The sequence below is a fragment of the Nostoc sp. NZL genome, from assembly GCF_015714705.1.
Lineage (GTDB): Bacteria > Cyanobacteriota > Cyanobacteriia > Cyanobacteriales > Nostocaceae > Nostoc > Nostoc foliaceum_A.
On sequence record NZ_WBKL01000082.1, the window covers coordinates 19970 to 42371 of the forward strand.

15 protein-coding genes are annotated in these 22402 nt (G+C 42.5%); 10 read left to right on the plus strand and 5 right to left on the minus strand.

Annotated features, from left to right (window positions below; all coding sequences use genetic code 11):
• Positions 1–51: 51 nt before the first annotated feature.
• The gene (locus F8R90_RS12105; RefSeq protein ID WP_196510934.1) at positions 52–2973 is read left to right on the plus strand and encodes a CHAT domain-containing protein; all 2922 of its coding nucleotides are present in this window, start codon (positions 52–54) and stop codon (positions 2971–2973) included.
• Here F8R90_RS12105 and F8R90_RS12110 read toward each other — a convergent pair.
• On the minus strand, positions 2970–3674 hold the full coding sequence (locus F8R90_RS12110) for a DUF928 domain-containing protein (protein WP_230966272.1): 705 nt from the start codon (positions 3672–3674) through the stop codon (positions 2970–2972). The two genes, F8R90_RS12105 and F8R90_RS12110, sit on opposite strands and share 4 nt — an antisense overlap.
• 78 nt (positions 3675–3752) lie before the next feature.
• Positions 3753–5159, minus strand: a complete 1407-nt coding sequence (locus tag F8R90_RS12115; RefSeq protein ID WP_196510936.1) for a CHASE2 domain-containing protein — start codon at positions 5157–5159, stop codon at positions 3753–3755.
• Positions 5160–6085: 926 nt separating this feature from the next.
• Here F8R90_RS12115 and F8R90_RS12120 point away from each other — a divergent pair.
• The 3 genes from F8R90_RS12120 to F8R90_RS12130 all read left to right on the plus strand — a co-directional run bounded on the left by F8R90_RS12120 (position 6086) and on the right by F8R90_RS12130 (position 11762).
• The gene (locus tag F8R90_RS12120; protein WP_196510937.1) at positions 6086–6265 is read left to right on the plus strand and encodes a hypothetical protein; all 180 of its coding nucleotides are present in this window, start codon (positions 6086–6088) and stop codon (positions 6263–6265) included.
• Positions 6266–6766: 501 nt separating this feature from the next.
• Positions 6767–10354, plus strand: coding sequence for a pyruvate:ferredoxin (flavodoxin) oxidoreductase (nifJ, locus tag F8R90_RS12125; protein WP_196510938.1), 3588 nt, complete (start codon positions 6767–6769; stop codon positions 10352–10354).
• A 376-nt stretch (positions 10355–10730) separates the two neighbouring features.
• On the plus strand, positions 10731–11762 hold the full coding sequence (locus F8R90_RS12130) for a dihydroorotate dehydrogenase-like protein (RefSeq protein WP_196510960.1): 1032 nt from the start codon (positions 10731–10733) through the stop codon (positions 11760–11762).
• A 36-nt stretch (positions 11763–11798) separates the two neighbouring features.
• Here F8R90_RS12130 and F8R90_RS12135 read toward each other — a convergent pair whose 3' ends face one another.
• Positions 11799–11996, minus strand: coding sequence for a hypothetical protein (locus tag F8R90_RS12135; RefSeq protein WP_196510939.1), 198 nt, complete (start codon positions 11994–11996; stop codon positions 11799–11801).
• A 111-nt stretch (positions 11997–12107) separates the two neighbouring features.
• Between F8R90_RS12135 and F8R90_RS12140 the strand changes: the two genes are divergently transcribed.
• The 3 genes from F8R90_RS12140 to F8R90_RS12150 all read left to right on the plus strand — a co-directional run bounded on the left by F8R90_RS12140 (position 12108) and on the right by F8R90_RS12150 (position 15214).
• Positions 12108–13829, plus strand: a complete 1722-nt coding sequence (locus tag F8R90_RS12140; RefSeq protein WP_196510940.1) for a cation:proton antiporter — start codon at positions 12108–12110, stop codon at positions 13827–13829.
• Positions 13830–13970: 141 nt separating this feature from the next.
• Entirely contained in the window at positions 13971–14984 is a 1014-nt protein-coding gene (locus F8R90_RS12145) for an alpha/beta hydrolase (RefSeq protein ID WP_196510941.1), read from the plus strand.
• 26 nt (positions 14985–15010) lie between these two features.
• Positions 15011–15214, plus strand: coding sequence for a hypothetical protein (locus F8R90_RS12150; RefSeq protein WP_196510942.1), 204 nt, complete (start codon positions 15011–15013; stop codon positions 15212–15214).
• Positions 15215–15288: 74 nt separating this feature from the next.
• Here the strand turns inward: F8R90_RS12150 and trmB are convergent, their stop codons facing one another.
• Entirely contained in the window at positions 15289–15936 is a 648-nt protein-coding gene (gene trmB / locus F8R90_RS12155) for a tRNA (guanosine(46)-N7)-methyltransferase TrmB (protein WP_196510961.1), read from the minus strand.
• Positions 15937–16424: 488 nt separating this feature from the next.
• Here trmB and gyrA point away from each other — a divergent pair, with 488 nt between their 5' ends.
• The 3 genes from gyrA (at position 16425) to F8R90_RS12170 (ending at position 21247) form a co-directional block, all read left to right on the plus strand.
• A complete protein-coding gene (gyrA, locus tag F8R90_RS12160) occupies positions 16425–19037 on the plus strand; it encodes a DNA topoisomerase (ATP-hydrolyzing) subunit A (RefSeq protein WP_196510943.1) in 2613 nt (870 codons plus the stop codon).
• On the plus strand, positions 19018–20640 hold the full coding sequence (gene lnt, locus F8R90_RS12165; RefSeq protein ID WP_196510944.1) for an apolipoprotein N-acyltransferase: 1623 nt from the start codon (positions 19018–19020) through the stop codon (positions 20638–20640). Before gyrA ends, lnt begins: the two co-directional genes overlap by 20 nt.
• A 193-nt stretch (positions 20641–20833) precedes the next feature.
• Positions 20834–21247, plus strand: coding sequence for a hypothetical protein (locus F8R90_RS12170; protein ID WP_196510945.1), 414 nt, complete (start codon positions 20834–20836; stop codon positions 21245–21247).
• A 72-nt stretch (positions 21248–21319) separates the two neighbouring features.
• Here the strand turns inward: F8R90_RS12170 and F8R90_RS12175 are convergent, their stop codons facing one another.
• Positions 21320–22324, minus strand: a complete 1005-nt coding sequence (locus tag F8R90_RS12175) for a transaldolase (RefSeq protein WP_196510946.1) — start codon at positions 22322–22324, stop codon at positions 21320–21322.
• Positions 22325–22402 lie beyond the last annotated feature (78 nt).

A 22402-nucleotide genomic window follows, 5' to 3' on the forward strand; every position in this document is an offset into this window, starting at 1 on the left:
ATTCACGTATTTTTAACCCATAAAGAAAAAATCAACGAGGAAGGCAGAATTATGTATATCAAACTGTCTAACCTATTTCAGAGATTACAAAATCTAGCCAAACGATCGCGCACAGTAACTAAACCGCGATCGCTCATCCTCTTAATACTTTTATTTGTCCTCTCCTTGAGCATTCCCCTGGTTGCTCACCAAGTCTCTGCATCATCTATCATCGTTCAAACTCAGCAAAATCCCTTACAACTGGTGGAACAAGCCAAAAAACTCTACACTACCGGACAGTTTGAGCAGGCGGCTTTGGTTTGGCAAAAAACGGCTGAAGGTTTTGCTGCTCAAGGCGATAATCTCAATCAGGCAATGGCTTTGAGTAATCTTTCGCTTACACAGCAACAACTAGGTAAGTGGGCTGAAGCAAAACAGGCGATCGCAACTAGTCTCAAACTCCTAGAAATCCAGGAAAAAACACCAACGCAACGCCTCATCCAGGCGCAAACGTTGGATATTCAAGGACAGCTACAACTAGCAGTTGGGCGATCGCAAATAGCCCTGAAAACTTGGCAACAGGCAGCTGATATATATAAGAATATCGGCAATAAACATAAGTTCATCCAGAGTCAGATTAACCAAGCTCAGGCAATGCAAGAATTAGGGCTTTATCGCCGGGCTTGTGAAATATTACTAGAATCTTTAGAACTTGAGCATCAAGACCTTGATATCTCAAAACAACAGTTGCAAACCCTGACAGAGAAATTCTCAGGAACAGGCGATTTAGCGTCTTTACAAGTTTTAGGATTACGTAGTCTTGGTGATGTTCTGCGAGTAATTGGCAACAGCGAACAGTCCCAACTAATCTTGGCAGAAAGTGTGAAATTAGCAAAACAATTGGGTGATTCCCAAAACTTGGCTGCTGGCTACTTCAGTTTAGGTAATACAGTTCTGTCTTTGGGCAATCAAAAAGCCCAAATAGAAACCATTCCCACGCCAATTACATTCACATCATCTCAAGACTGCATGGCACGAGCAAATAATACTGTTTCCGAACTATACCAACAAGCAGCAGCCTGCTATCACCAAGCTGAATTATCTACCGATGCAAACATTAGCGCCAAGGCAAAACTAAATTTACTCAGTCTCCTCATCGAGACTCAACAATGGTCTGAGATATCAACGCTACTGCCTAAAATTCAATCCCAGCTAGATAAATTGCCAATGAGTCATGGAGCCATCTATGCTCAAATAAATTTGGCACAAAATCTAATTTGTCTAAAATCAGCAGTAAATCCAGAAGTATCTCAACTGTCGTCCCCCCTACTTCAGCAGTGTGGTGTAAGCCAGGAAAAAACAACTAACACTGGGGGTAATACTTTGCAACCTACGCTGATTCCTGCGTGGGAAGATATTGCAAAAATTGTCACCACCGCACGTAACCAGGCTCAAGTTTTGCAAGACAACCAAGCACAAGCCTACGCTTTAGGTTATTTAGGCGGAGTTTACCAAGAAATTGGGGAAATACCAAATGCTCAAAGGTTTACTCAAGAAGCATTGCAACTAGTTTCGGCTTTTGATGCGCCACATATTGCCTATCGTTGGCAATGGCAATTAGGACGACTGCGGCGAATTCAGGAGAACCAACAAGGAGCCATCGCAGCGTATACAGCTGCGGTTGAAACTCTCAAGTCACTGCGTAAAGACTTAACTGTAATTAATCCAGACATACAATACACGTTTCGAGACAGTGTAGCCCCAGTTTATCGGGAATTTGTCGGTTTACTGTTGCAAGCTAATAACTCTAACCAAACCAACCTCAAACAAGCTCGTGATGCAATTGAAGCACTTCAGCTGGCAGAACTGGATGATTACTTTCGAGATGCCTGCATTGAAGCTAAACCACAACAGATTGATCGAGTCGTAGATAAAGCTACTCCAGCAGCAGCAGTTTTATATACAATTACCTTGCCGGATCGCTTAGAGTTAATTCTCAAATTGCCAGGGCAAGAAAACTTAGAACACTACACTACAACAGTTACTCAAGCCCAATTAAAAGACAACTTAACACAATTAATAGAGCGTCTCAACGATAAAACACGCTTTGCTGGTGAAATTCAGGAACTATCACAACAGACATACGATTGGTTAATTAAACCAGCACAAAGCAAGCTAGTTGATAGTAAAGTCAAAACCTTAGTATTTGTATTGGATGGTCTATTACGAAATATCCCAATGGCAGTTCTTTATGATCGTGCCAGTCAAGAATATTTAGTACAAAAATATGCTTTAGTTATCACCCCTGGTCTTCAACTGATCAGTCCTCGTCCTTTAGCAAATGTCCGCCTCAATGCCATGCTTGCTGGCATGAGTGAACAGCGTAGTTTTCCTGACGAAAATCAGTTATTCTCTAATCTTAAATTTGTACCTAATGAATTAGGAAAAATTCAAAAGCAACTGCCAAACAATGAAAAGTTACTGGATCGGGCTTTTCTCAAAGCTACACTGCAAGAGCATCTAGCAAATGCCAAATATACTATTGTTCACTTAGCAACTCACGGAGAATTTAACTCTGACCCCGAAAAGACTTTTATTGCTACCTGGGATCACCTAATTAAAATCAAAGATTTGGATAAATTACTGCGATCAGGTAAGATAAATCAACCAATATCGATTGAACTACTTGTTCTCAGTGCTTGTAAAACAGCCACAGGAGACAGCCGCGCTACTTTAGGGCTAGCTGGTGTTGCTGTACGAGCCGGAGCAAGAAGTACACTAGCCAGCTTGTGGTCAGTAAATGATGAGTCTACATCTGAACTCATGGGTGAATTTTATAGTAAATTAGTTAATGCCAATGGCCGAAAAAATGTCAGTAAAGCTGAGGCTCTTCAGCAAGCTCAGTTAGCTCTATTAAACAATCGCGATCGCAATAAAAAATGGGAGCGTCCTTATTATTGGGCCCCCTTTGTTTTAGTAGGAAATTGGCTTTAATTTTGGGAAACTACAGTACCAAAACGAGATTCTTGAGCCAGTCTTTCTAAGCCAACCACACCATTAGCTTTTAATAAATCAGCCCATTCCTGTTTTAATGTTGGATCTTGTGGATTGCGACGGCGACGTTCAGCTAAATTATTCAAGGCATCATACCAAATCTTATTATTTAAATAGCTTTGGTAATCATTAGTATTAGCAGAACCAAGGTTTATTCGTTCTACTGTTCCACCAACATCAAAACTATTTCCATCATTACAAACCATCCGAAAAGACCAATTATAAACCTTGCCTTGTTTTAATGAATTTTGGGGTTTTGATGGCACAGTAACATTAACAAATCCTGGTGTTGATTGAAGTGTGTATCGAGTTCTTTCTATGGTTTTTTGTTCTGCTTCATCCTGCAATACTAACTCAGCATATCTGATATCTTTCGGGAGATTAGGAACATAAACCCAAAAAGTAGGATACTCAGATACAGTAGATCCCCCATTTTTAGGCACCAAAGCAGTTAGTTCTGTTGCTTCTATTCCATCACAATTACCACGGCTAGCAGCATCTGTTTGTCGATTTGGTCTACCTGTTGAAGTAAAATCTAGCTTTTGTCTCCGAGATGATTGTACTAAACGAAAGTTAGAATTTATAGTTAATCTGGGAGACTCTGCAAATACTAATATGGGGTAGCTTGTCAAGCCAGCCATAACCGAAGACAAAAAGAGGATAAGAGAATTTTTTGGAAAAGTTCGCTTCTTGTTACTCATAATTTCCTCTAAAAACTATTAACTATTGGTAGGAGTGCTAGGAGTAGTAGGAGTAGTAGGAGCGCTAGGAGTACTAGAAGTGGTAGAAGTGATTTGCACATACGTTAAGGCAATTACTACGCACACTCCTGTTAGGAACAAACTAAGTATTGTGGGTATAACTGGCAACCACCCACCCTTCATAAAAGCTAAAAAACATAGTCCATACAAAATACTGATCGCTATAACCACAACTAGCCCCCTCCTAACTGGCGATCGCCAATACTCAATCAATATCCCTACGAAGAATGCCCAAAGCCAAACCCAGATAATTTCTACCGCCTGTGGCCACCACCATAACAAGGGTCGTTGATTTAACACAGCACTAATAATTTGACTCACCATGTGTGCCTGAATTAACACTCCAGGCATTTCTGTACCATAGGGAGTCATATGAAAATCCCTAAAACTAGGGGCAGTAGTACCGATTAAAACAATGCGATTATTAACGAGACTTGGTAGTTTAGCGTCTTGCGAACCTTCAAGGATATCCGTCAAGCTTATTTGCTGGGCAATTGATTCATCTGGTTTCAGCGATCGATAATTGAGGAGAATTTGGTAGCCCAAATCTTCTGTTCTTGGTAACTGATACCCACCAGCATCTGAAACTAACTTGGGAAAAATTACTGTACCAATTTGTAACCTCTGATCTACAGTCTGTTGGATTGGTGAAATATTTTCTGTTTCTAAGTAACGAAGTGCAATTCGTAGGCTAAATGATTGATCTGTATAACATTGGCTGCTAGGTGTCTGAGCTAATAATTGGCGACGGATAACCTTGTTTGGATCTTCGGGAATATTACTAAATCCCAAACGTTGATATTGTGCTAATTGAATTTCAGGTGAAGCTTTTATACCTCCAATACTGCACGTAAGAATCAAATTGTTGTTCTTCTGCAATTGTTTTACTAAGTCTTTGAATTGTAGGTTGACACCAAAATCACGAAAAATATCCAAACCAATGACTCGCGGTTGATGCGGATTCAATTTTTGTAAAAGTGCATCAAGTGCTTGGTCTGATAGTGATGCGGCTCTCCTTTCCATATTTTTCTGAGCTTGATATTCCAGATCATCATCGTTAATTGTGATTATTAGTAGGCGAGAATCTGGTTGCTCAATAGGCCGCGATCGCATCATATAATCGAATGCTGCCAACTCCGATGGCTGCAACATCCCTAAAGGTCGTACCACTCCCATCAACAAACCAACGATTATTACACTAGTTAGGAATGCAGTTTGGAATTTCCTCATTGGTAGAGTAGGTTTTCCCTTCCCGTTTGCCCTTAAGGGTTCTCCTGTGTTTTCTGCTTCCCGCATATATCGCAGAACTGTGATCAATGTGGTTGCTGCTGCTGTCAGTGCTGAAATTAAGGTCGGAAAATCCATCTGACACCTCCATGAAGGGTCTGTAAACAGGCAATGAGAAGGGATTTTAGCTTCTATTGTCTACAATCACAAAATCATTTCGTCGGTCATTGGTAGAGGTTTTGTAGGCAATTAAAATCTCTTGAGCATCTAAAATTCGAGAAAATGCCAAAGTGCAAGGCTGTCCCCAAGGTAAGCCAAAATCATCAACATTGCCGGAAATTTCTCAGAAGTACATCCGACCAAATTTTAGTGCTGCTGTGGATTGAAAGATTCTGACAATTTAAGAAATCTTTTGGTAAATTCTACAATTTTGATTTTGATTTTGATGTTTTTATATTAATCTGATTTATTTGGCAAATTAATCTAATGGAAGAGAAACAAACATAAGTATTTTATGCAGCTATCCAATCAATTAAGAATTATTTAAGAGTGCTACGACAAAAGCTGTAGATAAGAATGCCAATAAATGTTGAGTGTAAATTTTACCCGTTTATCTTTATGTTGCTGATCCCCCAAATTTAAACCTCTAACCAAAGTTAGATAAATTTAGTCAAAAGTTAGAGTTTGGAGTTAACTTCTTTTTGGCGAATAAAAAGTTTACTTAACGCCCTGTACAACTTTATCTCAAAGCTAACCCCCAATCCTTTCCCTACGTTCGCGCAGCGTCTCAAAGAGAGAGAAGGGGAGTAAGAATCAAAGCCTATCGACCTTTCGGGGATAGATTTGGAGAGAGGTTACAAGAATAGGTCGCACATCGCATTACTTAATGAAATTCAGTTGTTGAGCAATATATCATCTTCATAGATTTATAGAGATAGTTTTGTATCTTTTTGTTAATTATGTTTTACCAAGATTGGTAAAACTACTCTATACAATAATTTCCTCACAAGTTCATCAAATTATTTTTTTAAATTTGGGAAGTAGATAAATTTAGTAACAATGTTATGACAGTCTCAACAAAATTACAGCAGTTTCTTAAATCAATTAAAGAAGCTCCTGCACAAATCATCAACTACATCTCAAGTGCAGCAGCGAGAATTTTTGCACCCAAGGATGATGATTATCCAGATACAGGGGTTCAACCTTTTGAGGGAGATATTCCTGATGAGAAAAGAAAGTTGTGAGCGGATGTTTAAAAAGTATCAAACTTTGGCTGGGTAATATTAAGACATAACATTAAGCTCATCCCACCCCTAAAAGGGGATGGGATAACACGTGCATACTGATGACGGTTGACGGTTAACAGTCAATAGTTAACGTCGGCAGGGCGGCTATACCGCAATACAGTTCAGTTAAGCATTTCTTTCTTCCCTTTTTTCTCTTTCTTCTCTTCCTTTGCGCCCTACCCTTCTCCTTCGGAGACGCTACGCGAACGGGAAGCCACTTCTCTACGAGACGCTCCGCGAACGTGTCTATGCGTCCTTCTCTAACGAGACGCTGCGCGAATGCGGTTCGTTAAAAAATTGACTTTGTTTGGTATGCGCCGAGTTACTGCGACGGCTGCTGGCACTTTAAATCACAAACCCATCAATTCTTCACAAGTTTCTCAACTTCTTATTCTAATGTCGAAAGTAGATCCACTTTAGTCATTGCTAGCGCTTAGAGACTTTCACCGGTGCAAGAAGATGAACAAGAGAAGCTTTGCAACCATAGACGGCAATGAAGCTGTTGCCCAAGTCGTCTATCGACTGAATGAAGTCATTGCGATTTATCCTATTACTCCCTCTTCACCAATGGCTGAGTGGGCAGATACTTGGGCTAGTGAAGGCAAACCCAACATTTGGGGTACTGTTCCCTCGGTGGTAGAGATGCAAAGTGAAGGAGGTGTAGCTGGTGCTGTACATGGTGCTTTGCAAACTGGTTCACTGACAACCACATTTACAGCATCACAGGGATTATTGTTGATGATCCCCAATATGTACAAAATTGCTGGGGAATTAACACCTACAGTATTTCATATTGCCGCGCGATCGCTAGCCGCACAAGCCCTCTCCATTTTCGGTGACCACAGCGATGTCATGGCAGCGCGGGGTACTGGTTTTGCCATGCTGTGTGCCGCATCAGTCCAAGAAGCACAGGATTTTGCTTTAATAGCAACACGGACAACCTTAGAATCACGAATACCGTTCTTACACTTTTTTGATGGCTTTCGTACCTCCCACGAAATTAATAAAGTAGAAACTTTAACAGAAGATGATTTGCGAGAATTCATTCCCGATGAATTAGTATTCGCCCATCGGTCACGCGCCCTCACCCCCGACAAACCAGTTTTGCGCGGTACAACACAAAACCCTGATGTCTACTTCCAAGCCAGGGAAACTGTCAATCCTTACTATCTAGCTTGTGCAGACATCACCCAGAAAGTCATGGATGAATTTGCCGCGATGACTGGGCGACAGTACCAACTATTTGAATACCACGGCGACCCAGCAGCCGAACGAGTTATTGTGCTGATGGGTTCTGGTTGTGAGGCTGTACATGAAATAGTAGATTACCTCAACGCCCGTGGTGAGAAAGTGGGTGTTTTGAAAGTAAGACTATATCGCCCATTTGATGTAAAGCGTTTTGTCGCTGCTTTACCAACAACTATCCGTAGCATAGCAGTTTTAGACCGCACGAAAGAACCAGGTGCATCAGGTGAACCTCTCTATTTAGATGTGGTAAATGCAATTCATGAAGCTTCGAAAGCAGGGCCAAGAATTTCCCTATCTCCCCCTCCTCAAGTAGTGGGTGGTCGTTACGGTTTATCTTCTAAAGAATTTACGCCAGCGATGATTAAAGCCGTCTTTGATAACCTTGCTGCGGCTGAACAAAAAAAAAATAATTTCACCATCGGTATTAACGATGATATCACCCACACCAGCTTGAATTATAACCCTGACTTTAGCATTGAACCAGACAACATAGTAAGAGCAATTTTTTATGGTTTGGGTGCAGATGGTACAGTGGGCGCTAATAAAAACTCAATCAAAATTATTGGAGAAGAAACAAGCAATTACGCTCAAGGCTATTTTGTCTACGACTCCAAGAAATCAGGTTCTGTCACAGTTTCTCACTTACGCTTTGGTTCACAACCAATTCGCTCAACCTATTTAATCAGCAAAGCTAACTTTGTCGGCTGTCATCAATGGGAATTTATCGAAAAATTTCCGATCCTGAAAGACATCATACCAGACGGCACATTCTTAGTTAATTCACCTTATGAACAGGATGAAGTTTGGGATCATCTGCCGCTATCAGTACAAGAACAAATTATTCAAAAGCGTCTGAAATTTTATGTAATTAATGCCTATAAAGTTGCTCGTCAAGCAGGCATGGCTGGCAGAATCAACACAGTAATGCAGGTTTGTTTCTTCGCTTTATCGGGTGTATTGCCACGAGAAGAAGCGATCGCCTCCATCAAAAACTCCATCCGCAAGATTTACAGCCAGAAGGGCGACGAAATTGTACAGATGAACATCAACGCGGTGGATACGACATTAGAGAATTTGTATGAGGTGGGGAATAGGGAATTGGGAATTGGGAATGGGAAAGAAAAACAATCCCCAACTCTTGATACTGCACCTGCTTTTGTCCGTGATGTCTTAGGTAAAATGATTGCCCGTCAAGGAGATGAACTGCCAGTTAGTGCTTTACCAGCAGACGGGACTTATCCCACTGGTACAGCAAAATGGGAAAAGCGTAACATTGCCCAAGAAATACCCGTTTGGGATACAGATGTCTGCATTCAGTGTGGCAAGTGCGTGATGGTGTGCCCTCACAGTGTCATTCGGAGTAAGGTTTACGAACCGCAGCAGTTAGAAAATGCCCCATCGACCTTTAAGAGTGCCAATGCCAAAGACCACGATTGGCAAGGTTTGAAATACACTATCCAAGTGGCAGCAGAAGATTGTACTGGCTGCGGAATTTGCGTAGATGTTTGCCCGGCGAAGAATAAATCAGAACTACGCCGCAAAGCCATCAATATGGAACCGCAAAGACCATTACGCGAACAAGAACGGGAAAATTGGGACTTCTTTTTGAATATTCCTAATCCAGATAGAAGCCATCTGAAGCTGACTCATATTAACCAACAGCAGATGCAAGAACCATTATTTGAATTTTCTGGGGCTTGCGCTGGTTGTGGCGAGACACCTTATATTAAATTAGCAACACAGTTGTTTGGCGATCGCATGATTGTTGCCAACGCAACTGGTTGTTCTTCTATCTATGGTGGTAATTTACCCACCACACCTTGGACGCACAATCTCGAAGGACGCGGGCCAGCTTGGTCTAATAGTTTATTTGAAGATAACGCCGAATTTGGACTTGGTTTTCGCATTTCGATTGATAAACAAGCAGAATTTGCTGCGGAATTACTCAAACAACTCACAACAGATGTAGATGAAGAACTGGCAAATAGTATCCTCAATGCCGAACAAAAAGATGAAGCTGATATTTGGGAACAACGAGAAAGGGTAGCGCTATTGAAACAGAAGTTAGATAAAATTTTGACTGCGGAAATAGACACCAATTTAAAATCTAAAATCCAAAATCTAAAATCGCTAGCTGATTACTTAGTGAAAAAGAGTGTTTGGATTATCGGTGGTGATGGCTGGGGTTACGATATCGGATTCGGTGGACTAGATCACGTCTTAGCCAGTGGACACAACGTTAATATTCTCATTCTTGATACTGAAGTTTATTCCAATACAGGTGGACAAATGTCCAAAGCCACGCCCAAAGCAGCTGTAGCTAAATTTGCGGCTGGGGGTAAAGTTGCACCTAAAAAAGACTTGGGTTTAATGGCGATGACTTATGGCAATGTCTATATTGCCAGCGTCGCAATGGGCGCACGCGATGAACATACCCTCAAGGCTTTCCTAGAAGCTGAGGCTTATGAAGGCCCATCGCTAATTATTGCCTACAGCCATTGCATTGCCCACGGGATCAATATGAGTACAGCAATGCAGAATCAAAAAGCTGCTGTCGATTCAGGTCAATGGTTACTGTATCGATTTAATCCAGACCGCATCAAGCAAGGAGTAAACCCACTACAACTTGATTCGCGCACACCAAAGTTACCATTAGAGAAATATATGTATTTAGAAAACCGCTTCAAGATGTTGACTAAGAGTAACGAAGAAGTGGCACAGCAGTTACTTAAAGAAGCTCAAGCAGATGTGAAAACCCGTTGGCAAATGTATCAATATTTGGCTGCAAGAAATTATTGAAAATTAAAGATTTCGCCTAATCTCTCTTCTCTGAGTGAGAGGATGTTTTAAAAGTCGTCTGATTGGTATAAAAACGTTTGATATCCCCCTAAAGCCCACTAAAAAAGTGGGATTTTGATTCCAGTTTCCCACCAAAAATTATAGCCAAACAGTTTTAAAATATCCTCTGAGATTATTTTAAAATTTATCTTCGCGGCTTGAATAGAATATTTTAACAAACAACGTGCAGCGTCTCGTCATAGAAGGAGTCCGAGGACGTAAAGGAAAAAGAAATAGAGTATTTCAAGATATATCTCATCCAAATATTTTAGCAACTAAAGATTTTGTACAGAAGAAAACAAACTTCTACATAACATTGAAAGAAGGAGTAAAGATGATGGATTTGACTACAACTTATATGGGGATGAAATTGCGATCGCCTCTTGTTCCCTCTGCATCACCTCTATCTGAGGACATTGACAACATTCGGCAGATGGAAGACGCGGGTGCAGCAGCGATAGTTATGCATTCGCTGTTTGAGGAACAGTTGCGCCTAGAATATTATGAACTCCATCATCACCTTACCCAAGGTACTGAAAGTTTTCCTGAAGCCTTAACTTACTTCCCTAATTCAACCAGCTTTCGGGTGGGGCCAGAAACTTATTTAGAGCATATCCATAAAGCTAAAGAAAAGGTGAACATTCCGATTATTGCCAGCCTCAATGGATCATCCGTTGGTGGATGGACAAACTATGCCAAACAAATTCAGCAAGCAGGAGCAAACGCACTGGAATTGAATATTTACTACGTTCCTACCGATATGGAACTAACAAGTAATGAAATTGAACAGACCTATATTAATATTCTTCGTGCAGTCAAAGCAGTAGTAACTATGCCCGTAGCAGTCAAACTTAGCCCATATTTCACAAATATGGCAAATATGGCAAAACGTTTGGATGAGGCGGGTGCTGATGCTTTAGTACTATTTAACCGCTTTTATCAACCAGATATTAATCTCAATCTTCTGGAGGTTGAACCTAATGTGCTGTTAAGTACACCGCAGTCCATGCGATTACCTCTGCGATGGATTGCAATTCTCTATGGACGCATTCATGCTGATTTAGCTGCAACCAGTGGTATCCACAGAGGAAATGATGCGTTAAAAATGCTCATGGCTGGTGCCAAGATTACGATGCTTTGCTCAGTACTGTTACAACATGGTATTAACCACATTCGAGTCGTTGAGCAGGAAATACGCGAATGGATGCAAAAATACGAATACGAATCAGTACAGCAAATGCAGGGGAGTATGAGCCAAAAGTATTGCCCAAATCCCAGTGCTTTTGAACGTGCTCAGTATATGCGATCGCTTGCTACCTATAAACCTGAATGGGCAGCCACTCATGATACATCATATTATTTTGGTTAAAAGGGATTTCACGTGCATACTGATGACTGATGACGGTTAACAGTCATCAGTCATCAGCGGCGGGGCGGCTATCCCGGACACTTGTGTTGAGCGCAGTCGAAACACCCCAAAAAGCAAGTGGGCTTCCCGCCACCTCGGTGATGATCTGACGGTGGCGATCGCAGTCGCAGAAGCTATCTGACAGTTAAGTAAGTCGGCACAATAAAACCAAACTGTGTGAAGAAAAGTAAACAAGGCTCAAACCCTTTCTCCCCCTGCTCCCTGCCCCCTGCCTTTTTCCAACGATAATTATTTACACCAACCTACTTACACCTGCGCTGACTAATTGATTAACAGCAAAAAAATATGGCAGCAGAGCATGGCTTGATTCTGGACTTCACAACTGTTCTAGGTGCTTCAGCATTAGGAGGATATTTAGCTAACCGACTGCGGCAACCTGTTTTGCTGGGTTATTTAGTGGCTGGATTGGCTCTAGGCCCTTATGGCTTCAAGCTGTTAAGCGATGTACCACGGATTCAATCTCTAGCATCAATTGGTGTAGCTTTTTTGTTATTTGCCCTAGGTGTGGAATTTTCTTTAGCAGAGTTGAAGCGGGTCAAGGATATTGCAATTAAGGGTAGTTTGTTGCAAATTGGGCTAACTACGGCTTTGGTGGCATTTTTAACAATTGCGTTGGGTTGGGTTGAGAACTTTACACAAGGCATTTTTTTAGGGGTGGTTCTATCCCTGTCCTCCACAGCAGTAGTATTGAAAACTTTGACAGAACGAGGTGAAACGAATACAGTCCACGGTCAAGTCATGCTGGCAATTTTAATTGCTCAGGATTTAGCGTTGGGATTGATGTTAGCATTTTTACCTGTCCTCAACCAACCAGAAAGACTTGTTTGGGCGATAGGTATGGCTTTGCTGAAAGTTTTGCTATTTTTAGCATTAGCGATCGCTTTTGGTCGTTGGATAGTGCCGAAGTTAATTAGTAACGTGGCAGCTACGGAAAGCACAGAGTTATTCGTTCTGACCGTAATTGCTCTATGTTTGGGTGTGGCTTTGGTGACAGCTAAACTGGGTCTGTCAATCGAGATGGGTGCATTTATTGCCGGGTTAATGGTTTCGGAAATTGAACATGCAGATCATGCCCTCGCCAAAGTTTTACCTTTAAGAGATACCTTTGCTTGTCTATTCTTTGCTTCCATTGGAATGCTGATCGATCCAGTCGCACTCATCCAAAATTTGGGGCTAGTTTTGGGACTGGTAACTCTAGTCATGCTGGGTAAGGCAATTGTTTTGATGCCAATCATTTTTAAATTTGGCTATTCCCTCAAGACTACCATCCTTACCAGTCTGGGGATTAATCAGATTGGAGAGTTTTCTTTTGTCTTAGCTTTAGCAGGTTTACAACTCCAACTTATTCCCGAAAGAACTTATTTTCTACTATTAGAGACAACAGCAATTACACTAGTTCTGACTCCCATATCGCTCAAAATTGCGCCGCAGTTGGTAGAATATCTCACCCAAATCCCGTTTTTTGCTAAATTACTGCGACAATTTACAGAACCCAACATCTTCTCAATTCCAGAAACTATTAGCGGTCATGTTGTGGTTGCAGGTTACGGAAGAGTCGGGCAAGTGATTGTGAATATTTTGCTCAATCAGGGATATGTAGTCTTAGTCATTGAAAATAGTGAAGCCGCTATTCAAAGATTGAGAATGCAGCGCATCCCCTATATTTTTGGTGATGCTGATTCCGAATTAGTGTTAGAGAAAACTCATTTAGAAACTGCCAAAGCCCTAGCAATTGCCTTACCTGATCCTGCCAGTTCGCGATTACTTCTAAAACGCGCATTAGCGATCGCCCCCAAATTAGATGTAATTGCGCGATCGCACCATGATAATGAAATTGACCTGCTCACGCAAATGGGAGCCAAGGAAGTCGTCCAACCAGAATTTGAAGCCGCCCTAGAATTAGGCGCACATCTCCTAGCCACTTTAGGGGCAGCAAAAAGCCAGATTGATCGAGTAATTACTGATATTCGCACCGACAGATATCGTAGTATCAGACCAGGGAGATGAATATAGTTTCTAATGCTTGACCAGCCGAACTTCCTATTCATCTGCGAGCGGCAAAATCAACAATATACCATTTGCTAGATTCGGCAGGCTTACTGAGTGAAGAAAATAACAGATATATGCAGAAGTACGATAAGTAATAAAATGGAAGTTGCCATTCGCAAGACAGCACAGATCCTTGAGCAAGTTCATCAATCAGAGTCGGCACTTGGGCTAAAAAACGAAGCCTGTCGTTCAAAATTCTTTATTCATCCTAATTCCACATCAAAAGTTTGCCTATTCTTGCATGGTTTCACAGCAGGGCCTTACCAGTTTGAGCCACTCGGCAAAGCTTTTTTTAAAGCAGGATACAATGTTTTGATTCCTTTACAACCCGGTCATGGACGCTCAGGTAACTGGAGCCGTCAAAATCCTCCACCGCTCCCAACAGATATTCAGATATACCAGGAATTTGTCATCAAATGGTTGCAGATTGCCAAAACGATAGGTCAACAAGTTGTAATTGGTGGATTATCTACAGGTGGAACTTTAGCTGCTTGGTTAGCTTTAAAGCATCCCCAGCAGATTGACCGCACCTTATTGTTCACCCCTTATTTGGGTAGCCGCTATTCACTATTCGATCAACTGATCAAAATTTTGCCAATTTACTTTGAATGGTTCAACAAAGATGCATCAGGCAATTTTGGTTATAAAGGTTTTTATCTCAAGGCATTACGGATATTTCTTGAATTGGGAGGTCAGGTTTTAGAAAAGGCTCAAGGCTGTGTTTCTGCCCCTATGTTAATGGTATGTAGTGAAGGAGATCAGGCTGTTAGTCGCTCCAAACAGCAGGATTTTTTCCGAAGAGTACTTAAGCAGCAACCGAAATCCTGGTATTACTGTTTCGATGATTCGCTTCACATTGAACACCGGATGATGACGAAACTGGAAGACAATGATTATGAGGAACTGGTAATTACCCTTGCTAAAGCATTTGTTGAGAGTGATTTGAGTTGGGTCGAGTTTCAGCAAATGGCAAAGCTGATAGCCCAAGGGCAAATGTATGACCAAATCATGCGAGAATTCAACTTTGATGGACAAGTTTCTCAACAACTATCTGCAATGATGACTCAAGGTTTTGGCTGTGAGCATCTTAAATGTATCAATCCAGATTCATAATAATTTGTACATTTACCTAATGACTGATGACTGTTAACCGTCAACAGTCAACAGTTAACGACCATCAAGAGTGTTTATATACTTTAGATGCGCATCAGCTTACTATCCAATACGTTTGGGTTAAGGCTCAACTCTTTGTCAAACAAAGTCAATTTTTTAACGAACCGCAAAGGGCGCATAGACACGAAGTGGCTTCCCGTTCGCGTAGCGTCTCCGAAGGAGAAGGGTAGGGCGCAAAGGAAGAGAAGAAAGAGAAAAAAGGGAAGAAAGGAATGCTTAACTTAACTGTATTGGCTTACTATCTCTAATCAGTACTTTTCACCCTTTTAAACAAAGCCCGATAAACAGGTTCGCCCTTTTTTTGTGTACCTATTTCCCGTTCTGTAGGGACTGGTAGCGGATTTTCAGCCAACCATTCTTCTGTACCCACTTTCTGATAAGCTGGGTGAGCAGCAAAGCGATCGCGCATTTCCACAGCGACAAATTCCATATCTGATTGCAGAAATACAACTCCTCCAACCGCAAGATAATTGGCTAATTCTGCCACTAGTTCTGGTTGCACTACACGGCGTTTAGCATGACGGGTTTTAAACCAAGGATCGGGGAATTGAATTGTAACGCGTTGTAAACTTCCTGAAGGGAGGGAAGATAACAGCGATCGCAGTGAGTTATTCACATTGCAAAATAAGTAGTGCAGGTTTGTTAAAGCCAACTCAGAACGTAATTTATTCGCCTCCACCACCAGCGGTTCCCGAATTTCTAAGCCGAGAAAATTCCAGTTGGGTTCTATTTGGGCCATATTCACCAAAAACTGCCCTTTAGCGCAGCCAATATCTAAATGTAGTGGTTGATTTGGCTTTGCATAAATTTTTTCCCAGTCAATGGGGCTTGCTGGTGTTTGATACTTTTTACCCAGTGGATTAACATGCTGGCGGACTCGGACTGCTGCCAAAATTTGCTCTCCTTTATGTGAAAATACCCTGTTAATTCTGATACCAATTTTTGCGAGTGTTCCTTTAATTACATCTTGGAAAGCTTTATCCATTTCTGCTGTTTGTCTAAGTAGAAATGATAAACTATGGTTTCATTTTTCAGACCTTATTTAGTGACAAGTCGAGTAAATAACGGTTATAAAAGTAAGAGCTTATAAAGCCAATTTAGATTGTTGTCTTAAATTTACCCCGTCGTATTTTAATTTAAGCAATTTTACACCAAGCAACCTTTTCGTTCATTGCTCTTGTTAATTAGCTAGAGCTTATAAAGGGTAAATTATTATACTCTTTTTCAACTAGATATTTGGGTTAGTCTTCGAGTCAAAAAAAGGCAATACATGCTAGAATTGTATCAAATTATGGCAATTATTCAAGAGCAATTTAGAATAATTTTGCGCTTTGTTGAGTAAAAAAGCTAAAATCTACGATTTTTGGAGATTTTTAGGTTATGACAACCTCACAGGAGAGGATTATCCCGATAGACTTGCGAACCGAAATGTCGCAGTCTTATCTGGAATACGCCATGAGCGTGATAGTGGGTCGGGCGTTGCCAGATGCCAGGGATGGTCTAAAACCTGTGCATCGTCGCATTCTTTACGCAATGCACGAGCTAGGTCTGCTCCACGATCGCCCGTTTAAGAAATGCGCCCGTGTGGTGGGGGAAGTGTTGGGTAAATATCACCCCCACGGCGACACGGCAGTATATGATGCCTTGGTGCGGATGGCACAGGATTTTTCCATGCGATCGCCCCTAGTAAACGGACATGGTAACTTCGGTTCGGTAGACAACGATCCGCCAGCGGCAATGCGGTACACAGAATGCCGCTTACAAGCTTTAACTAGCGCTGGGCTATTGCATGACATCGAGTATGAAACCGTAGATTTCGCAGATAACTTCGACGGTTCCCAGCAAGAACCCACAGTCTTACCGGCACGGATTCCCCAATTGTTGCTCAACGGTTCCTCTGGGATTGCCGTGGGCATGGCAACCAACATTCCGCCGCACAATTTGGGCGAATTGATTGATGCTTTGGTGGCTGTAATCCACAATCCAGAAATCACCGATCTCGAATTAATGCAGTATGTCCACGGCCCAGACTTTCCGACTGGGGCGCAAATTTTAGGGACATCTGCCATTCGAGAAGCTTACACTACCGGGCGTGGTTCCATTACCATGCGTGGTGTGGCTAACATTGAAACCGTTGAACAACGAGGACGACCAGATAGAGAAGCAATTATCATCACCGAATTGCCCTATCAAACCAATAAAGCGGCGCTGATTGAAAAAATCGCCGAAATGGTGAACGAAAAGCGGCTAGAGGGCATTGCAGATATCCGGGATGAAAGCGATCGCGACGGGATGCGAGTTGTCATCGAACTTAAGCGTGATGCTTATCCCCGCGTTGTACTGAACAACCTTTACAAACAAACGCCACTGCAAGCCAACTTCGGCGCAAATATGCTGGCGTTGGTGAATAGCGAACCCCAGGTACTCACCCTCAAGCAATTCTTAAGCGTCTTCTTAGATTTCCGCATCGAATCCATTGCCAGACGCACCCGCTACGAACTGCGGAAAGCTGAAGAACGCGATCATCTCCTGCAAGGGTTATTGATTGCCTTGTCCCAGTTAGATCCGATTATTGTCTTGATTCGCCATGCTCCCGATGCGCCCACAGCCAAAGGCGAGTTGATCACAACTTACGGACTTTCGGAAGTGCAAGCAGATGCAATTTTGCAGATGCAATTGCGACGGTTGACTGCCTTAGAAGCAGACAAAATTCGTTTGGAACACGAGGAATTACAAGCGAAAATTACCGACTTGCAAGATATCTTGGCACGCCGCGAGAGGGTGCTGGAAATTATTGAAACTGAAGTCGGGCAACTGAAAACTAACTTTGCCACACCCCGCCGCACGGTGATTTTACCAGGGGAAGGGGAATTAGATGATCGCGATCTAATTGCCAATGAAAAAGCGATCATTTTGGTTACAGAGCAAGGCTACATCAAACGGATGCCAGTCAACACCTTTGAAGCCCAAAGCCGTGCTACCAGAGGTAAAGCCGCAGCCAAGGTGAAAGATGATGACACCATTGAGCATTTTTTGACTTGCTGCGATCACGACAGTATTTTATTCTTTAGTGAGCGTGGTGTTGTTTATTGCCTGAGAGCTTATCAAATTCCAGCGAGTTCGCGTACCAGTCGCGGCACACCAATCGTCCAGATGTTACCCATTCCCAAAGAGGAAAAAATCACCTCGATTGTACCCGTTGACGAGTTTAGCAACGAAGAATATCTAGTCATGCTCACTAAGGGCGGCAATATCAAGAAAACCGAATTGGCAGCCTTTAGTCACATTCGCGCCAATGGTTTGATTGCCATTTCCTTAGAAGAAGGCGACCAACTGCGCTGGGTGCGACGCGCCAGAGTAGAGGACAGTGTAATTATTGGTTCTCGTAACGGGATGGCGATTAACTTCCGGTGCAACCACGAACAACTACGTCCTTTAAGTAGGGCGACTCGTGGGGTGAAAGCCATGAAACTCAAAAATAAAGATGAACTCGTGGGCATGGATATTCTACCCGCAGCAATTCTTGAAACTTTGGATGTTGCAGAAGCCGAAGTTGAAGATATCGAAGCAATCGAGACAATCGAAACAGAAGATATCGAAATTACCGAAACTACTGAAGAGTCAGCAGAAGTGCCTAGCAGTGGCGTAGTTGGCCCTTGGGTGTTGGTAATTACAATGGGAGGATATGGTAAGCGCGTACCAGTTGCCCAGTTCCGCCTGCAAAACCGTGCTGGTCAGGGTTTAATGGCAACCAAGTTCAAAAACCGCAAAAACAAAGACAAGTTGGCAACCCTACGCATTGTCAACAATGATGATGATGAAATCATGATGGTGACAAATCGCGGTATTATCATCCGTCAAGCGGTCAATGCAATTTCTATCCAATCGCGATCGGCAACTGGAGTCAGAGTGCAGCGTTTAGACGAAGATGACGCTATTACCGGAGTTGCAATAGTTCCACCTGATGCTGTCGATGCAGAAGAAGCAGAATAAAAAGCAGGGAGAGAGGTTAACCGCCTTACTCCCTTATTTAACTGCCTTAGCTAGCGGCATTTTAATGGGGCTAACCGTAGCCCCAGTAGGTGCATGGTTCTTGGCTTGGATTGCCCTAGTCCCCTTATGGGTGCTAGTTGTTACTTCAGCTAAAGGCAAAAACCAATCCCCCCCGTCTTTCCTCTGGGGTATTGGTTATCACGGTGTCGCCCTATCTTGGATTACCGGAATTCATCCGATGACATGGTTGGGCGTTCCTTGGTTGCCAAGTTTGGCAATCACTCTTTTTTGTTGGGGATTTATCAGCCTCTTGGGAGGGGTATTCGTTGCTATTTGGGCGGCTGTCATGGTTCGCCTAGCCGGACAAAAACCTTGGCTACGTGTACTGATTGGTACAGCAGTCTGGTGCGGCTTAGAGAGTCTGTGGAGTGCCGGCCCCCTGTGGTGGAGTTCTCTTGCTTACACCCAAAGCCCGCACAATCTCGTAATTGTACATCTGGGTCAACTCTCTGGGCCTAATACTGTGACAGCAGCAATAGTTGCTGTTAATGGTTTAATTGCTGAAGCATATATAAACCGCCGAGACACCAAGATTTCCTCTGTGTCGCGCCAGTTGCTAGAAGTCGGGGAACCGCAAGGGCGCACTGGCTTCTCTGCGCCTCTGCGGTTCGTTAATAAATACTTAGTTATCGCCACAGGACTATTAATTACCTTACACCTCATTGGTTTTATCTTATATAGCCGTCCCATCGCCCAAGTACCAGAAGCAGCCTTGAAAGTGGGGATTATTCAAGGTAATATCCCAAACCGACTTTTACGAAGTTCCGAAGGGTTTCGTCGCGCCCAAGAAAACTACACCAATGGATATCTAACTTTAGCAGACCAAGGTGTAGATGCAGTCCTCACCCCTGAAGGAGCCTTACCTATTTTCCAGCGCAACTTGATGGAAACTGCTTTAGTCGCAGCAGTGAAGAAAAAAGGTGTAGTTGCTTGGATTGGGGCTTTTGGCGAACGGGGAGACAGTTATACAATTAGCTTGTTTAGTTTCAACGGTAAGGGTGAAATTGTCAGCCGCTACGATAAAGCCAAACTAGTACCATTGGGAGAATATATTCCCTTTGAAGAAATTTTAGGCGGACTAGTTCAACGCTTGTCGCCTTTGGAGGCACACCAAGTTCCTGGTTCACCAAATCAGTTATTTGACACGCCTTTTGGTCGTGCGATCGCTAGTATATGTTATGAATCTGCTTTTCCTGAACAATTTCGCCGTCAAGCTGCTATGGGTGGGCAATTTATCCTCAGTTCTTCTAACGATGCCCATTACAGTGCATCCATGCCATTTCAGCACCATGCACAGGATATCATGCGGGCAATTGAAACTGATAGATGGTCAGCACGGGCAACGAATACAGGATATTCAGCCTTTGTAGATCCTCACGGTAAAACTTTGTGGATGTCTGGATATAATACTTACGAAACTCATGCTGAAACAATTTATCGGCGACAGACACAAACTTTATATGTGCGTTGGAGTGATTGGTTAACACCTTTGTTGCTAGGATTAAGTGTCTTAGGGTGGTTTGTGCAAAAGGTAATTAATTGAAAAAAATTATATTTTGCTAGAAACTAACTCTTGAAATGCACAGTTTGAGCCAATTTGCAATTATTCATAAGGCTGGAATTTGAATACAATATTTCATCCCAATTTAAGTTTAAAAAAAGTGTATAAGCGATAATTTGCTGACTTTCAGGTGTTTTAATAAAGTTATTACCGAAAGTCTAGTGGAAGCAAAAACATGAAAGGTTTTAGGAAGTTATCCTCAATAGCACTATTGCTATGTGCCTTTGTGTATCCGCCCTCATTAGCTGAAGCCAAGGATATTTCTTTAACTAATGCTCGCAATGAACAGAGTGCTGCGTCAGATGCCAACCTAGTTGGAGACAAAACCGGAGAGCTTTTAATTGCTCAACGGCGGCCAGGACGATACCAAATTATTCGAAGACGGCAGATTATCCGACGCCGCCAGCCTTTTGGAAGATACCAAATGATCCGACGAAGGCAGCCTTTTGGAAGATACCAAAATATTCGACCACGGCGCTCTTTTGGAAGATACCAAAATATCCAGCGACGGCAGCAGTTTAGACAACGGCAGTTTATCCAACGACGGCAGCCTTACGGAAGATACCAGATTATCAGACGACGGTATTGATGATAGCTGATGCAACTAACTAATGGTTAGTGATTGGTGGTTGAACCACTAACCACTAACGATTTTTATCTTCTAATGACTTGCTACTACCTCTCCTTCAAGGCGAACCAGTCGGTCTGCCAAAAGTTTTTCAAGGTCTTCTAATGCCTTAGTGAAACCTTTGATGCCCTCGTCTAGTTTGTCGGTTGCCATGCGGTCAGCAGCGTGCATTTTGTCATAGCTAGCTTTGTCAATGGATATCTTTTCGATTGACAAACTTGCTGCCTTGGCGGGGTCAAGTTTACGTGGCAGTTCTGCAACAGTTGACTGCAATTCAGCCAAAAGTGACGGTGAAATAGTCAGCAAATCACTACCTGCAAGTTCAGTAATTTCACCAAGATTACGGAAGCTAGCTCCCATAACTTCGGTTTTATAGCCAAATTTCTTGTAGTAGTTGTAGATTTTGGTGACGGACAAAACTCCCGGATCTTCGGCTGCTGGATAGCTATCGCGTCCGGTATCTTTTTTGTACCAGTCGAGAATCCGACCGACGAAAGGAGAAATTAGGGTAACGCCAGCTTCTGCACAGGCGATCGCTTGGTGAAGACCAAACAACAAGGTAAGGTTACAGTGAATACCTTCTTTTTCGAGAATTTCCGCAGCGCGAATGCCTTCCCAGGTGGTGGCAATTTTAATTAAAACGCGATCGCGACCAATCCCAGCGGCTTTATACTGAGCAATTAAGTCCCGTGCCTTAGTTAGGGTAGCTTCAGTATCATAAGACAAACGAGCATCCACTTCCGTAGACACCCGACCGGGGATGATTTGTAAAATCTTTAATCCAAAGGCAACTGCCAAACGGTCAAAAGCTAGAGAAACTATCTGTGCTTGGGTGGCTCCGGCTCCAGCATCTTTTTTAGCCTGGAGTAAAGTTTGATCGACAATTCCCTGATATTCTGGCATTTGCGCCGCAGCAGTAATCAGAGAAGGATTGGTGGTGGCATCTTGGGGTTTAAATTTTTCAATTGCCTGGATATCCCCTGTATCGGCGACTACAACAGTCACTTCTCGCAATTGTTCCAGTAAATTCTTAGACATAAAAGACTCCGTGATGTTTGTTTAGGATTTACTTATTCCCCAGTTCTTTACACTCTTTACTCTTCCTTCAATTCTGAT

What these genes read in the sequence shown, in the direction of transcription:
- nifJ (WP_196510938.1), top strand. Translation starts at nt 6,767, where the DNA reads ATGAACAAGAGAAGCTTTGCAACCATAGACGGCAATGAAGCTGTTGCC.
- F8R90_RS12170 (WP_196510945.1), top strand. Translation starts at nt 20,834, where the DNA reads ATGAAAGGTTTTAGGAAGTTATCCTCAATAGCACTATTGCTATGTGCC.
- F8R90_RS12175 (WP_196510946.1), bottom strand. Translation starts at nt 22,324, where the DNA reads ATGTCTAAGAATTTACTGGAACAATTGCGAGAAGTGACTGTTGTAGTC.
- F8R90_RS12120 (WP_196510937.1), top strand. Translation starts at nt 6,086, where the DNA reads ATGACAGTCTCAACAAAATTACAGCAGTTTCTTAAATCAATTAAAGAA.
- F8R90_RS12115 (WP_196510936.1), bottom strand. Translation starts at nt 5,159, where the DNA reads ATGGATTTTCCGACCTTAATTTCAGCACTGACAGCAGCAGCAACCACA.
- F8R90_RS12105 (WP_196510934.1), top strand. Translation starts at nt 52, where the DNA reads ATGTATATCAAACTGTCTAACCTATTTCAGAGATTACAAAATCTAGCC.
- gyrA (WP_196510943.1), top strand. Translation starts at nt 16,425, where the DNA reads ATGACAACCTCACAGGAGAGGATTATCCCGATAGACTTGCGAACCGAA.
- F8R90_RS12150 (WP_196510942.1), top strand. Translation starts at nt 15,011, where the DNA reads ATGACTGTTAACCGTCAACAGTCAACAGTTAACGACCATCAAGAGTGT.
- F8R90_RS12140 (WP_196510940.1), top strand. Translation starts at nt 12,108, where the DNA reads ATGGCAGCAGAGCATGGCTTGATTCTGGACTTCACAACTGTTCTAGGT.
- lnt (WP_196510944.1), top strand. Translation starts at nt 19,018, where the DNA reads ATGCAGAAGAAGCAGAATAAAAAGCAGGGAGAGAGGTTAACCGCCTTA.
- F8R90_RS12130 (WP_196510960.1), top strand. Translation starts at nt 10,731, where the DNA reads ATGGATTTGACTACAACTTATATGGGGATGAAATTGCGATCGCCTCTT.
- F8R90_RS12110 (WP_230966272.1), bottom strand. Translation starts at nt 3,674, where the DNA reads ATGGCTGGCTTGACAAGCTACCCCATATTAGTATTTGCAGAGTCTCCC.
- F8R90_RS12145 (WP_196510941.1), top strand. Translation starts at nt 13,971, where the DNA reads ATGGAAGTTGCCATTCGCAAGACAGCACAGATCCTTGAGCAAGTTCAT.